The organism is Comamonas testosteroni, from assembly GCF_000761245.1.
Lineage (GTDB): Bacteria > Pseudomonadota > Gammaproteobacteria > Burkholderiales > Burkholderiaceae_C > Comamonas > Comamonas testosteroni_C.
Genome location: NZ_AWOR01000021.1, coordinates 160,261 through 174,671 on the forward strand (window position 1 = coordinate 160,261; position 14,411 = coordinate 174,671).

General features: G+C 62.5%; 13 protein-coding genes. 4 read left to right on the forward strand and 9 right to left on the reverse strand.

Annotated elements, in window-relative coordinates:
- Positions 1 to 12: 12 nt before the first annotated feature.
- From thiD to P353_RS05690, 3 genes are all read left to right on the forward strand, one after another.
- Positions 13 to 981: a bifunctional hydroxymethylpyrimidine kinase/phosphomethylpyrimidine kinase gene (gene thiD / locus P353_RS05680; protein WP_034366470.1), complete on the forward strand. Its 969-nt coding sequence runs from the start codon at positions 13 to 15 to the stop codon at positions 979 to 981.
- Complete coding sequence (gene hemL / locus P353_RS05685; protein WP_034366473.1) at positions 965 to 2,269, forward strand: glutamate-1-semialdehyde 2,1-aminomutase; 1,305 nt, start codon at positions 965 to 967, stop codon at positions 2,267 to 2,269. The genes thiD and hemL overlap by 17 nt, the downstream gene beginning before the upstream one ends.
- Positions 2,270 to 2,428: 159 nt before the next feature.
- Positions 2,429 to 4,201 carry an alkaline phosphatase D family protein gene (locus tag P353_RS05690; RefSeq protein ID WP_034366600.1) on the forward strand — a complete coding sequence of 591 codons (1,773 nt, stop codon included), beginning with the start codon at positions 2,429 to 2,431 and terminating at the stop codon, positions 4,199 to 4,201.
- 33 nt (positions 4,202 to 4,234) lie between these two features.
- On the opposite strand, the gene P353_RS05695 is transcribed toward P353_RS05690, so the two are convergent.
- The 8 genes from P353_RS05695 to P353_RS05730 form a co-directional block, all read right to left on the reverse strand.
- Complete coding sequence (locus tag P353_RS05695) at positions 4,235 to 4,870, reverse strand: DNA-3-methyladenine glycosylase I (protein WP_052084746.1); 636 nt, start codon at positions 4,868 to 4,870, stop codon at positions 4,235 to 4,237.
- A 138-nt stretch (positions 4,871 to 5,008) separates the two neighbouring features.
- The gene (locus P353_RS05700) at positions 5,009 to 6,493 is read right to left on the reverse strand and encodes an amino acid permease (protein WP_034366476.1); all 1,485 of its coding nucleotides are present in this window, start codon (positions 6,491 to 6,493) and stop codon (positions 5,009 to 5,011) included.
- Positions 6,494 to 6,804: 311 nt separating this feature from the next.
- Positions 6,805 to 7,500: a hypothetical protein gene (locus P353_RS05705; protein ID WP_052084737.1), complete on the reverse strand. Its 696-nt coding sequence runs from the start codon at positions 7,498 to 7,500 to the stop codon at positions 6,805 to 6,807.
- Between the two features lie 140 nt (positions 7,501 to 7,640).
- Positions 7,641 to 8,087, reverse strand: a complete 447-nt coding sequence (locus P353_RS05710; protein ID WP_034366480.1) for a c-type cytochrome — start codon at positions 8,085 to 8,087, stop codon at positions 7,641 to 7,643.
- A 181-nt stretch (positions 8,088 to 8,268) separates the two neighbouring features.
- Positions 8,269 to 9,867, reverse strand: a complete 1,599-nt coding sequence (gene purH, locus P353_RS05715) for a bifunctional phosphoribosylaminoimidazolecarboxamide formyltransferase/IMP cyclohydrolase (RefSeq protein WP_034366482.1) — start codon at positions 9,865 to 9,867, stop codon at positions 8,269 to 8,271.
- Positions 9,868 to 9,954: 87 nt separating this feature from the next.
- Positions 9,955 to 10,188 (reverse strand): Fis family transcriptional regulator, encoded by a 234-nt coding sequence (locus P353_RS05720; protein ID WP_003071135.1) that lies wholly within the window; start codon positions 10,186 to 10,188, stop codon positions 9,955 to 9,957.
- Positions 10,185 to 11,249 carry a tRNA dihydrouridine synthase DusB gene (gene dusB, locus P353_RS05725; RefSeq protein WP_034366485.1) on the reverse strand — a complete coding sequence of 355 codons (1,065 nt, stop codon included), beginning with the start codon at positions 11,247 to 11,249 and terminating at the stop codon, positions 10,185 to 10,187. Before dusB ends, P353_RS05720 begins: the two co-directional genes overlap by 4 nt.
- A gap of 154 nt (positions 11,250 to 11,403) precedes the next feature.
- Positions 11,404 to 12,141, reverse strand: a complete 738-nt coding sequence (locus P353_RS05730; protein WP_230957827.1) for a M15 family metallopeptidase — start codon at positions 12,139 to 12,141, stop codon at positions 11,404 to 11,406.
- A gap of 205 nt (positions 12,142 to 12,346) precedes the next feature.
- Between P353_RS05730 and P353_RS05735 the strand changes: the two genes are divergently transcribed.
- Positions 12,347 to 12,868 (forward strand): YqaA family protein, encoded by a 522-nt coding sequence (locus P353_RS05735; RefSeq protein WP_012839739.1) that lies wholly within the window; start codon positions 12,347 to 12,349, stop codon positions 12,866 to 12,868.
- Position 12,869: 1 nt separating this feature from the next.
- Here the strand turns inward: P353_RS05735 and P353_RS05740 are convergent, their stop codons facing one another.
- A complete protein-coding gene (locus P353_RS05740) occupies positions 12,870 to 14,237 on the reverse strand; it encodes a carbohydrate porin (RefSeq protein WP_232776274.1) in 1,368 nt (455 codons plus the stop codon).
- Positions 14,238 to 14,411: the final 174 nt, after the last annotated feature.

The following is a 14,411-nucleotide window of genomic DNA, read 5'->3' on the forward strand; positions in this document are numbered from 1 at the left end:
CTGGGGTGCGCCATGGCATTGAATCCCATCTCCTCCCCCCCCCCTCGCCGCACCCGCCAGGAAGAAGCGACAGAATCCGCTCCCGTCTGCGTGCTGTCCTTCAACAGCAGTGACCCCAGCGGAGCCAGCGGACTCTCGGCCGACATCGCCACCATCTCCTCCATCGGCGGTCATGCGCTGCCGGTGGCCTGCGGCGCCTACGCCAGAGACACGGCCCGCATCTACGAGCACTTTGCACTCGACGACGACGCGGTGACCGAGCAGGCGCGCATGGTGCTGGAGGACATTGCCGTCACCGCCATCAAGGTCGGCTTCGTGGGCAGTCCTGCCAACCTGGCCGCCATTGCCACGATCTCCTCGGACTACCCCGACATTCCCATCATCAGCTACATGCCGGACCTGTCCTGGTGGGAGGACGACAAGCAGGATCAGTACCTGGATGCGTTCAAGGAGCTTGTCCTGCCTCAAACCTCGGTGTTGGTTGGAAACCACAACACGCTGTGGCGCTGGCTGCTGCCGGACTGGGAAAACAGCCGCGCGCCCACGGCGCGCGACATCGCCATGGCCGCCGAGGCGCTGGAAGTGCCTTATGTGCTGGTGACCGGCATCCCCCTGCCCGACCAGTTCGTGGACAACGTGCTGACCACGGCCCAGTCCGTATTGGGCAACAGCAAGTACGAGTTGTTTGACGCCACGTTCACAGGTGCCGGTGATACGCTGTCCGCAGCGATCACGGCCCTGCTGGCCACCGGCAACGATCTGGGCGCCGCAACCCTGGAGGCGCTGGAATACCTGGACCACAGCCTGGATGCAGGCTTTCGCCCCGGCATGGGCCACTATCTGCCGGATCGTCTTTTCTGGGCCCAGCCCACCGAGGACGAGGAGTCCGAAGACGAGCAGGCCGAAGACTCCACCGATGACGAACCCGACTCCAAGCCGATTGAAGGCTTTGTGATTCCTTCCCATGACACAAAACACTGATCTGAATACTGCACTGTTCGAGCGCGCCAAGGGCGTGATCCCTGGCGGCGTGAACTCGCCCGTGCGCGCTTTTGCCGCCGTGGGCGGCACGCCGCGCTTTGTGAAGCGCGCGCAAGGCGCCTATTTCTGGGACCAGAACGATCAGCAGTTCACCGACTACATCGGCAGCTGGGGCCCCATGATCCTGGGCCACGGCCACCCCGAAGTGGTCGAGGCCGTGCAGGCCGCAGTGCTCGAAGGCTTCAGCTTCGGCGCTCCCACCGAACGTGAAGTCGTGCTGGCCGAGAAGATTCGCGCCCTCGTGCCGAGCATGGACATGGTGCGCCTGGTCAGCTCCGGCACCGAAGCCGGCATGAGTGCGCTGCGCCTGGCGCGCGGCTACACCGGCCGCAACAAGATCATCAAGTTCAACGGCTGCTACCACGGCCATGCGGATGCGCTGCTGGTCAAGGCCGGCTCGGGCCTGGCCACCTTTGGCGCCTCGTCCTCGGCCGGTGTGCCCGCCGATGTGGCCAAAGACACCATCGTGCTGGAGTACAACGACATCGCTCAGCTCGAAGAGGCCTTTGCCAAGATGGGCGGCGACATCGCCTGCGTCATCATGGAGCCGATTGCCGGCAATATGAACTTTGTGCGCGCCTCGGTGGACTTCACCCGTCGCATCAGCGAGCTGACCCGCGAGCATGGCGCGCTGCTGATCTATGACGAAGTCATGACGGGCTTTCGCGTCGCCCTGGGCAGCGCCCAGAGCCTGTACGCCAAGGAGATCGAAGGCTTTGCGCCCGACATCACCGTGATGGGCAAGGTCATCGGCGGCGGCATGCCCATGGCGGCCTTCGGTGCACGCCGCGAGATCATGGAAAAGCTCTCGCCGCTGGGCCCCGTCTACCAGGCCGGCACGCTGTCGGGCAACCCCATTGCCACGGCCTGCGGCCTCAAGACGCTGGAGCTGATCAGCCGTCCCGGCTTCCACGCCGAGCTGCACCTCAAGACCGGCCACCTGATGCAGGGCCTGAAGGCCGAAGCCAATGCCGCCGGCATTCCCTTCAGCGTGGACTGGCAAGGCGGGCTGTTCGGCTTCTATTTCCTGCCCGAGCTGCCCACGCACTACGCGCAGGTCATGAAGACCGACGGCAAGGTCTTCAACAAGTTCTACCACGGCATGCTGGAGCGCGGCCACTACTTTGCACCGGCGCTGTATGAGGCAGGCTTTGTCAGCGCAGCGCACAGCGAAGAAGATATCGACCGCACCATCGAAGCGGCACGCGAAGTGTTCAGGACGCTGTAAATTCGCCGCTCCGCCCAGGCCCTGCAGCCGATGTCTGCAGGGCTTTTTATTTTCTGCAGCAGACAGCGCTTGCGCCGCCTTCTGCAAAGACATGTTTGCTTTCACAGCCACGTCATGGACGCTTGCCACGCTCGCGTTTTTGTCAGCAATGAAAGCACCATGACCGACGAATCCAGCAAGCCGACGCTGCACAACCTGCTCAAAGACACTGCAGCCGAAGCCAGTGACTTGAACCGCCGCCACTTTGTGCGCCAGATGGCCTGGAGCGCCGGCGCCATGACCGTGCTGCCGCTGGCGGCCTGCGGCGGCGGCGATGACGGCCAGCCGGCGACGGAGCCAGCCATCCCCAAGGTCAGCTTCGCCCATGGCCTGGCCAGCGGCGATCCGCTGTCCGACCGCGTGATGCTCTGGACCCGCATCACCCCGCCCGCCGGCCACCAGGCAGACATTCCCGTGCAGTGGGAGCTTGCCAGCGATGCAGCGTTCGCCTCCATCGTGGCGCGTGGCGAGAGCAGCGCCACCGCAGCCAGGGACTTCACGGTCAAGGTCGATGCCGGCGGCCTCAAGCCTGCCACGGCCTATCACTTTCGCTTCCGCGCCCATGGCGTGACGTCGGCGGCAGCGCGCACGCGCACCCTGCCCACCGGCTCGGTGGCCCAGGTCAGGCTGGCTGTCTTCTCCTGCGCCAACTATCCGGCCGGCTACTTCAATGTATACGCCGATGCGGCCAGGCGCAGCGACCTGGATGCCACGGTACACCTGGGCGACTACATCTATGAATACGCGCGCGGCGGCTATGCCTCGGCCCAGGCTGGAGCCATGGGCCGCCTGGTCAATCCTGCCGGAGAAATTCTCTCGCTGGCCGACTACCGCGAGCGCCACGCCCAGTACAAGAGCGATGCAGACCTGCAGGCTCTGCATGCTGCCGCGCCCATGATTGCCATCTGGGACGACCACGAATTTGCCAACGACACCTGGAGTGCGGGAGCCGAGAATCACCAGCCCGGCGAGGGCGACTTTGCCATGCGCAAGGCCGCTGCCATGCAGGCCTACCACGAGTGGATGCCTACGCGCACTGCCAGCGCCGAGCTGATCTACCGCAGCTTCGACTTTGGCGATCTGGTCTCGCTGCACATGCTGGACACCCGCGTGATAGGCCGCGACAAGCAGCTGGACTATGCCGATTTCATGACCTCTGCCGGCATCGACTCGGCGGGCTTCGCCACGGCCATGGCCAACCCGGCGCGTCAGCTTCTGGGTCAGACCCAGACACAGTGGTTGCAACAGCAGATGGCGGCCTCCCGTGCCACCTGGCAGGTGCTGGGCCAGCAGGTGCTGATGGGGCGCATGAACATTCCCGCCCCCATACTCATGGAAACCATTCAAGCAGGCGCGGGCGTATCGGTCTCGCAGTATGCAGCGCTGGCGGCCAAGGCGCAGACCGCGCCGGCCACACTCACGCCTCAGGAGCAGGCCATCCTGGCCCAGCCCTCGATCCCCTACAACCTGGACGCCTGGGATGGCTATCAGGCCGCGCGCGAGACCGTTCTGGGCTCCGCGCGTCAGCTCGGCAAGAAGCTGGTGGTGCTGGCAGGCGACACGCACAACGCCTGGGCCAGCGAGCTGCAGGACATGAACGGCAAGGCCGTGGGCGTGGAGTTTGCGACCTCCTCGGTCAGCTCGCCGGGCTTTGAGCAATACCTGCCGGGCGAAGACCCCGCCACGCTGGCCGCTGCGCTGCAGCAGCTCATCAAGCCGCTCAAATACTGCGACACCTCGCGCCGCGGCTATATGCTGGTGACGGCCACGGCGGATGCCTGCCGCGCCGACTGGGTATATGTGAACACCATCAGCAGCCGCCAGTTCACGGCCAGCACCGAAGCCTCCATGAAAGTTCTGGCCAGCGCGCCGGGGCTGCTGGTCAAGGTCTGACCCCCGGGCCTGCAAGGCAGAACAAGCCCGCCCTCAGGGCCTCTGAAAAGCGGCTCTGGCGCGCTCCACTTCCGCTCTGGTGATGCAGCCCGGCGCATGGTCGTTGACCATGCCCATGGCCTGCATCAGCGCATACATGGTGGTTGGCCCGACAAACTTCCAGCCGCGCTTCTTGAGCTCCTTGGACAGGGTTTGCGACTCCGGCGTCTGGGCCTGAATGGTCCCTCCCGCCGAGGGCACCGCCGGCTGATAGCGCCAGAAGAACGCGGCCAGCGAGCCTTCGGCCTGGACCATTTCGATGGCCCGCTGGGCGTTGTTGATCACGGCCTCGATCTTGCCGCGGTGGCGCACGATGCCTGCGTCCTGCAGCAGGCGCTGCACATCGGCCTCGCCGAACTGCGCGACGCGCCGGAAATCGAAACCCGCAAAGGCTGCACGGAAGTTCTCGCGCTTGTTGAGAATGGTCAGCCAGCTCAGGCCGGACTGAAAGCCTTCCAGACAGAGTTTCTCGAACAGACGCTGATCGCTGTCCACCGGGAACCCCCATTCGCGGTCGTGATAGTGCACATAGCCGGGCGTGGCCAGACACCAGCGGCAGCGCTGCTGGCCGTCTTCGGCGGACTGGATGGGGGTGCGGGTCGGCGTGGTCTCGGTGGGTTCGGTACTCATGCCCAGCACTCTAACCAATGCAAAAGCCCTGCAGAGCATTCCCCGCAGGGCTTTTATTTTGATAGCTTATTACGCTTGCTATAAAACGATTTCAGATATAAAACATATTGAAATCTATGAATATCAAGCGTTAGCAGCTCACTTTTTATCTGCCTGAGCCAGACGCGAATGGCGCATGCCATAGGCCATGTAGATCAGCGCACCCAGCGCCATCCAGCCCACAAAGCGCAGCCAGGTCAGCGTGGTCAGATTCAGCATCAGATAAAAGCACAGCAGGGCCGAGAGCACAGGCAGCACAGGCACAAAAGGCACTCGGTAGCCGGCTCCGGCGTCGGGACGCTTTTTGCGCAGCACCAGCACGCCGATGCTGACCAGCACAAAGGCCGACAGCGTGCCGATGTTGATCATCTCCTCCAGCAGCTCCACCTTGGTAAAGCCTGCCAGCAGCGCCACGATCACGCCCACAGCCAGTTGCAGGCGAACCGGCGTCTTGCGCCTGGCCGATGTCACGCCCCAGCTGCGCGGCAGCAGGCCGTCGCGGCACAAGGCCAGCAACACGCGCGAGCTGCCCATCAGCAGCACCATGACCACGGTGGTCATGCCGATCAGCACGCCCACCGAGATGACCTGCGCCGCCCAGCCAGCGCCCACGGCAATGAATGCAGTGGCCAGCGACGGGTTCTCGGCCCTGGCCAGTGCCGTATAGGGCACCATGCCGGTCAGCGCCAGCGTGACCAGGATGTAGAGCACCGTCACCAGCACCAGCCCGCCGAGAATGCCGCGCGGCAGCGTGCGCTGCGGGTCCTTGACCTCTTCGGCCGAGGTTGCCACCACATCAAAGCCCAGGAAGGCGAAGAACACCAGCGATGCGCCCGAGATCACGCCCAGCCAGCCATACTGGCTGGGCTCGGCACCGAACAGCCAGGCCAGCATGGGCTGGCCCCACACATCGCCGCTGACGCCATGGGCCACCACAGGCGGCTGTGCGGCGGGAACAAAGGGCGTGAAGTTGTCGGTGTTCATATAGGTGAAGCCGACGACGATCACAAACACGGTGATCGCCAGCTTGATGACGGTGAACAGGTTGTTGACCTTGGCCGAGACCTGGGTGCCCGCAATCAGCAAGGCCGTGAACACGGCCACGATGAAGAACGGCCCCCAGTTCAGCGAGAAGCCGCCGATCTCGACGCTCTGCGCGATCTCCAGCCCTGCAGTGGAGAACACGGCCGACAGATAGATACCCCAGTACTTGGCCAGCACGGCAGCGGCCGAGATCATCTCCAGCAGCAGGTTCCAGCCAATGATCCAGGCCAGGCCCTCGCCCAGCGTCAGATAGGTATAGGTATAGGCGCTGCCCGTGACGGGCACGGTGGAGGCGAACTCCGCATAGCACATGATGGCCAGCGCGCAGGTCGCGGCCGCCAAAATGAAGGAAAAAATCACGGCCGGGCCGGCAAAGCTGCCGGCTGCGCGAGCCCCCACCGAGAAAATCCCTGCGCCCACGGCCACGGCCAGGCCCAGAATCATCAGATCGAAAACACCCAGCGTGCGCTGGAGCTGGCGGCCCGGCTCGTCGGAATCGGCCAGCGCCTGTTCAATGGTTTTGGTTTTCAGCCACTGCATGCATATCCCCGGGCTTTGAGAACGTAAACACGTTCTTAGCCACGCTTTTGGCGCGGCGTCTTCGGCCCGGTCCTTTTTGTCAAAAAGGCATCCTAGGGATTTCACCAATGATGCGCAGATTCCCTGCAGCATCACCAGTGCATCTGCATGTTTTGTGCAGGCCCGGCTGCACGCCCATCTCAAAACAGACTAGTCAGGCCCGCGCTTCACGAAGCCTGCACCGCGCTCAAAAATCGCGCTGCAGTCCTGCACGCAAGCGAGCACTGGCGCAGGATTCAAAAAAGGCCCGCGGCACAGCGATCCTGTCCGGCTCAGATGCGCGGAGGCTGCGGCGGCACATCGGCCGGGCGAATCAGCAGGCAGAGCACTGGCACCAGCATCAGCGCAGTGACCACATCCAGCACATGGTGCTGATGCACCAGCATGGTTGAGGCGCAGATTGCCGCGCTCCACAGCGCAATCAGCAGACACAGCCCCCAGCGACCACGCTGCCATTGCGCCTGGCAGATGGCCAGACAGGTCAGCGCCGTGTAGACGATGTGCAGCGAGGGCAGCAGATTGTGCGGCTTGTCCACAAAGAACATGGTCGCAAAAATGCTGCGATAGGGCTCGAATTCGGGAATCGCGCGCTCGAAGGCCAAATTTGCCGGGAACAGCACGAAGATCAGACCGCAGATCAGCGTACCCAACACCTGGCGCTTGCCCAGTGCCGCCGTACCGGGCTGCCCCACCAGCCAGAACGGCAGGGCCAGAAACGGGAAAAACGAGAAATAGACAAAGATGAATTCCGGCACCAGCGGAATCATGGCATCCCAGCGCGTTATGAAGTCATAGCGCTGGTCGCGCAGGCTAGCCAGCCAGTTGGCCGTGGGATAGATCGCATAGGTGGCGATGTTCACCCATATGGCCCAGAAGACAAAGCCACGCTGGCGGGCCGGACCAGGCCCGGGTCCATGGACTGCTTGATCGGCGGGACGAAGAGCGGGAGCACGCGCGGGTTTTGCCATGTGCAGATTATGAAAGCAGCGCCGCGGCACAGGACAGGGGCGGCAGGGCCAAAAAGGGCGGCCGACGACAGACGCCAGCGGCCTGCGCGTTCAGGCCGGACAAGCGATCCGCCCCCATCCGTCTGATTCCATCCACCAGCCTACTCGGCCTGAACCGGCTGGGCCGACAACACCCAGGCCGCCATCAGCAAGGACTGCTCCTCGCTGATCTGCGGGTGACGCGGCATGATGACATTGCCCCAGACACCCACGCTGCCAGCGCGAATCTTGCCTGCGAGATAGGTTTGCGCATCGCTTTGGGCCTCGTGCTTCTGGGCAATCGAGACAAAGGACGGTCCCACATACTTGCGATCCCATCCATGGCAGCGCATGCAGTCGGACTGCTCCACCAGCTTCTTGCCCTGGGCCAGCTCCGGGTGCTTCTGCACCAGCGCCTCCGTGGCCTGCTCGGCAGAGCTGACGCGCATGATGCGCCAGCCGATATTGGCCACGCCCAGGGCCGACGCCAGCATGACCAGCCCGATCAGCCAGCCAATCCAGCGCGGACGCGGCGGGTAGTTTTCTTCGTCGTCGATAGGATCAGTCATACCAAAGCAGATTCACAAAAAAGTATGGCCGGCAGACGCCAGCCATTGAGCACCTTACCCGAACAGGTATGCCCCATCAAAGGGACAGCGAGCAAGAGCCGCCTCGCAGCGAGGCTGTCGTCCCCCTGCGGCGCTCAGCGCCAGAGAGGGGGAAGGCGCGATAGCGCCTCAGGGGAAGCAATTAGTGCCTGAAGTGGCGCACGCCGGTGAAGACCATGGCCACGCCACGCTCGTTGGCCGCATCGATCACTTCCTGATCGCGCATGGAGCCGCCAGGCTGGGCCACGCAGGTAGCACCGGCATCGACCACCACGTCCAGGCCGTCGCGGAAGGGGAAGAAGGCATCCGACGCCACGACGGTGTTCTGCAGCGACAGCTTGGCGGCTTCGGCCTTGATGGAGGCGATGCGGGCCGAATCCAGGCGCGACATCTGACCTGCACCCACGCCCATGGTCATGCCGTTCTTGCAGAAGACGATGGCGTTGGACTTGACGAACTTGGCCACGTTCCAGGCGAACAGCAAGTCCTGAAGCTCTTCAGGCGTTGGCTGCTTGACGGTCACGACCTTCAGGTCGGCCAGCTTGAGCTCATGGTTGTCCGAGGTCTGCAGCAGCAGGCCCGAGCCGATGCGCTTGGACTCGATGGCGTTGCGGCCGTTGTCCCAGTCGGTTGCGCCGCCGGCGGGCAGAGCGATCTTCATCAGGCGCACATTGACCTTGGCCTTGAAGATTTCCAGGGCTTCGGCGCTGAACTCGGGAGCCATCAGCACTTCGACGAACTGCTTGGACACGGCTTCGGCAGCGGCCTTGTCCACAGGACGGTTGAAGGCGATGATGCCGCCAAACGCGCTGGTGGGGTCGGTCTGGAAGGCCTTGGAATAGGCTTCGAAGGCATTTGCGCCCACGGCCACGCCGCAGGGGTTGGCGTGCTTGACGATCACGCAGGCAGGGGTGTCAAAGCTCTTGACGCATTCCCAGGCCGCATCGGCATCGGCGATATTGTTGTAGCTCAGCTCCTTGCCCTGCAGCTGCACGCCCGTGGCCAGCGAGCCGGGAGCGGGGTACAGGTCGCGGTACCAGGCAGCTTGCTGGTGGCTGTTTTCACCGTAGCGCAGATCCTGCACCTTGATGAAATGGCCGTTGGACTGGCCGCCGAACAGGGCGCGCTCGGGCACATATTCTTCGCTGAGCTTTTCGTCTTCGAACTTGACGCTAGACAGGTAGTCGCTGATCGCTCCGTCGTACTGGGCAATGCGGTTGAAGGCCGCCACGGACAACGCAAAACGCAGCTTGTCGGACAGCTTGCCGCTCGCCTTGAGTTCGGCCAGCACGGCTTCGTACTGGTCGGCGGCGGTCAGAACGCCCACATCCTTCCAGTTCTTGGCAGCGGAACGCACCATGGCGGGGCCGCCAATGTCGATGTTCTCGATGGCGTCGGCCAGCGTGCAGCCGGCCTTGGCCACCGTAGCTTCAAAGGGGTAGAGGTTCACGACCAGCAGATCGATGGTCTCGATGCCATGTTCCTTCAAAGCAGCCATGTGCTCGGGCAGTTCGCGGCGAGCCAGCAGGCCACCGTGCACCATGGGGTGCAGGGTCTTGACGCGGCCGTCCAGCATCTCGGGGAATTGGGTGACTTCGGCCACTTCGGTCACGGGCAGGCCCACGCCAGCCAGCAGCTTGGCGGTGCCACCGGTGGACAGCAGCTGCACGCCCAGGGCGTGCAGGGCTTGCGCAAATTCGACGATACCGGTCTTGTCAGAGACGGAGATCAGAGCTTTCATGGGCGTCAATTCAAAGTTTGGATAAAAACAAGCTGCAAGTGCAGATATATCGAGCGCTTGCAGCTATGGATTCGGTAGCATCGTCGCTCAGAGCAACTCGTGATCGACCAGCTTCTTGCGCAGGGTGTTGCGATTCAGGCCCAGCCATTCGGCGGCGCGCGACTGGTTGTTGTCGGCCTGGCCCATCACCACTTCCAGCAGCGGTTTTTCGACAAGGCGAATCACCATGTCATAGACATTGGCCGGTGTTTCGCCCTCGAGATCGCGGAAATAGCCCTCCAGGCTATCGCGAACGACTTGTTCTAAATTCTGATTGCTCATGCAGCCATTTCTGCCGGTTCGTCCAGCTCGCTGCTTGGTTCAGCAGCGGCCGTGGCCGCCGGGATCCGCTCCATCTGCTGCCCCAGGGCATCCAGATAGTCGGCCACGGCCTGCCATTGCACCGCACAGTCCTCAATAGTGTTGATGTGTTTTCTGAACTCTTCCCCGCCCGGCAGAGCTCGCAGATACCACGCAATATGCTTGCGGGCACTGCGCACGCCGACTCCCTCGCCATACAGGCTGTAGTGATCTTGCAAATGTTCGAGCAGCAGACGACGCAACTCGGCCACCAGGGGGGGAGCCAGATGCTCGCCGGTGGCCAGAAAGTGCGCGATCTCGCGAAAGATCCACGGCCTGCCCTGGGCTGCACGGCCGACCATGATGGCGTCCGCCCCCGTATAGGCCAGCACATCGCGGGCTTTTTCAGGGCTGTTGATATCGCCATTGGCCACCACGGGCACTTTGACGGCCTGCTTGACGGCCGCAATCGTGTCGTACTCGGCAAAGCCCTTGTAGCCTTGCTCGCGCGTGCGGCCATGCACGGTCAGCATCTGGATGCCGACATCTTCAAACTGGCGCGCCAGCAGAACTGCGTTCTTGTGCGAATCGCACCAGCCGGTGCGCATCTTCAGGGTGACGGGCACGTTGTAGGGACGCGCGGCCTCCACCACGGCCCGGGCAATTTCCACGGCCAGCGGCTCGTTCTGCATCAGGGCGGAGCCCGCCCATTTGTTGCAGACCTTCTTGGCCGGGCAGCCCATGTTGATGTCGATGATCTGCGCGCCGCGCTCGATGTTGTAGATGGCAGCCTCGGCCATCATGGGCCCTTCGGTGCCGGCAATCTGGACCGAGATCGGCCCAGGCTCGCCTTCATGGTTGGCTCGGCGACTGGTCTTGAGACTGTTCCACAAGTCCTTGCGGCTGGTCACCATCTCGCTGACCGCATAACCGGCCCCCAGTGCCTTGCACAGCTGCCGAAACGGCCGGTCCGTCACACCCGCCATGGGAGCGACAAACAGACGATTTGCCAATGGAATATGACCAATGTGCAGGGCGGGCATGGAGAGAATTTGGTTTCTGCGGCAGGCAATGTCTGACACAGACCGGGCGCTGGAAAAGAGGGCCGGATTATACCTGCTCAAATTTTCAGCAAAACCAAACTCCATGCATCACCCTGCGAGGCAAGTCACTATCGAGCAATGCACCACCGGCGTCTCAGTTCTTACGCACCGGCATATCAAAGTACTGCTCTGGATAGGGCTCGCTGACCAGCGTGTAATGCCACCACTCCTCGGGCAGATTCTTCCAGCCATTGCGCTGCATCAGGCTGCGCAGCCAGCGGCGGTTGTGCTGCACATCGGGCGACTGCTGGGCATTGTCGGTATGCGACTGCTCGTCAAAGAGATCGAAGGGCGTGCCCATGTCCACTTCGATACCATCAGCCAACGGCCCACGCACCAGCTTTCTGGCGCGCTTGGCATCCACCACCAGCAGCGTCATGTCCACCGTGCTGGCACGGCTGTGACCCGATTTCTCGGCGATGTAGCCACGCTTGAAGAGCTCGCTCTTGGGCACGCGCGGGTAATACATATCCTTGTTCTTCTGATCGGCCATATCGCGACCCCAGCGCACAAAGTCGTCGACGGCCGCCTGGGGTCGGTAGCAGTCATAGACCTTGAGAGCCAGCCCCTGTCCTGCCAGTTCCTTTTGGACAGCTGCCAGGGATTCGGCGGCCACGCGGCTGAGCCAGCAAACCCCGGCTTCATAGCCAGCCACGGGGCGGCCCATGAAGTTGTGCTTGGAGACATAGCGCATGTCCTGCTTGATGCCGGGCGCCAGCGTCGCCAGCGGCACCAGATCGGCAGCCACCGTGACCGCTGGTCTGGCATCGGACGGCGCGATGGTCTTGATGTTCGGTGCGCAACCAGCTATCAAAAGCAAAGCGACCGCCAAGCCTGCTGCCTGACTCGATCGCATCATTTTTTTTAGAGGGCTGAAAGCCATTCCTACTCCCATTGATCTGGCGTTACCGGATAACACCCGTGTACACATTTGGATAAGAAACCATATATCAACAGCCTGCAAGCAGGCTGATGACTGAGAAATGACAGGATGCAAAGTTCAGGGAATTGAGCGACCCGCCTAAACTAGCCGCCCTATGGAAGCGTGGATACATCAGTTGCTGCAATGGCTGGCCCTGCCAGAGTTGGGCCTTAGCACCGTGTTTGTCGTGGCTCTGGTCTCGGCCACCCTGCTGCCGCTGGGCTCAGAGCCCGTGGTGGCCGCCCTGGTCTCAGCCAACCCCGACCTGTTCTGGCCCGCCATTGTGGTCGCCACGGCGGGCAACACGCTGGGTGGGGCCATCAGCTGGTGGATGGGACTGGCCGCCAACCAGGCCTGGAACAAGGCCAAGAAGCTGCGCCGACATGGAGAGCCGCCGCCCCAGAACATGCACCACAAGTCACGCTGGAACCGCATCGCCCGTTACTGGCTGCGCAAATACGGCGCCAAGGCCTGCCTGCTGAGCTGGCTGCCCGTCGTCGGCGACCCGCTGTGCGCGGTCGCCGGCTGGGTGCGCCTGCCTTTCTGGCCTTGCGTCGCCTATATGGCAGTTGGCAAATTCCTGCGCTATACCTTGATGACGGCCGGCCTGCACCAGATCATCCTGCGGTTTTTCTAGATCAGAACTCGGTGTGCAAACGCACAGCCAGTGCGTTGACGGGCCCACGGTCCGCGTTGTATGCAGGGTTGCGGATATGCTGCCAGTCAAAGCTGATGCTGGATTGTTTGCTGATCCCCACGCTGTAGAACATCTCGAGAATATTCTCGGGCTTGTAGTTCAGCCGCCCGTCACCAATGAACGCCCCCACTCCGCCCTCTGCCAGATACTGGCGGTGTGTGGACGAGAGGAAATTGCGCGCCACGCCTATGCCCAGCGTATCGTTCGCCCTTCCCCATTTGCGCCCCTGGATCAGCACACCCGCAGAAAGGGAGCGGTCGATTTCCGTGAATGCATAGATTTCTGTCTTGCCATCCGCCCAGCTGCCACGGGCAAACAGACCCACGTCGTCACTCAGCGCCTGCTCCAGGTTGATGCCGAAGCCGCGCTTGCTTCTGGCACCGTAGCGCGCAGCATTCAGATCCGGCACCGCCCCGGTCTGCGCCGCCAGGTTCAGTGCATCGTCATAGCGCGTCATCACGGCGTGGTTGCGAAAGACCAAAGCCCGCAGCTTGCCCGGCTGCCCCGCCAGCGTGTGTGCGTGGGCTATTTCCAGCTGATCGCCATAGTGCTTGAAAATTCGATAGTCCAACGGCTGACCGTTGGGCTCCTTGGGCTGGATGAAGCGACCGAAGCGCACCTCCCAGTCGTCGTGGAACCACTCCAGCACCGCACCCCAGCTATAACCTCGGGCATCTGCGGCATAGTCAAACGCGCCTTGAGTCATCAGCGACCAGTTCATGAACTGCGTGCGCGGATCATGGCTGTAGCGGTTGTCGTCAAAGATATCGATGACCGCCAGATTGCCCACCGTGAGCACAGTACGACGCTTGTCCACCATGCCCGCCAACTGCCTTGCCTCTGACTCCACCGCCTCTTGCTCACCGCCATGACTCCAGGTCTGGCGCAAGAATGCACGGGCGCGATAGAGCTTCAATTTTGCTCCCGAAGTTTTGGCCAATTCCCCATTGGTAAAGCCACCCAGGCCTGCCAGTCCCGACAGAGGAATGCCCTGCGCGCCTTCCAGATCAAGATAGACCTCCCCCCCGGCCCATGGACGGTATCCGAGAGATGCAGTGGTCGTGAAGGAGTAGCTGCGCTCGCGCCCTGGCAGCAAGCTTTTCTCTCCGGTATAGGGTGCAGAAAAGGACGGCTTGCGCTGCCAGACATAGGTGGCCTGGAACTTGGCATTCCACTTCTCAGGCTCTGTGCTTCCCCCACCCGCATCAGCTGCTGACGATGCGCCAGAGGCTTCTTCACTGCCTGCATGGACTGGCAGCGCACTCTGCTGCGCATGAGCAGTCAGCCCCCACATCAAGCACAAGGACATCAAACTGCCCATGCAAAGCTTGCCGAAATCAATTTTGTTATCGAATGTTCTTTGCTGACGCATTGACCGCTCCTGGCGAACCCGCCATTGTGAACTGGCAAACCCGCACACGCTCCAGAAAATTCATGCGCAATCTGCACATGGAAACCGACACGAACAATTTTTACGTTCGCC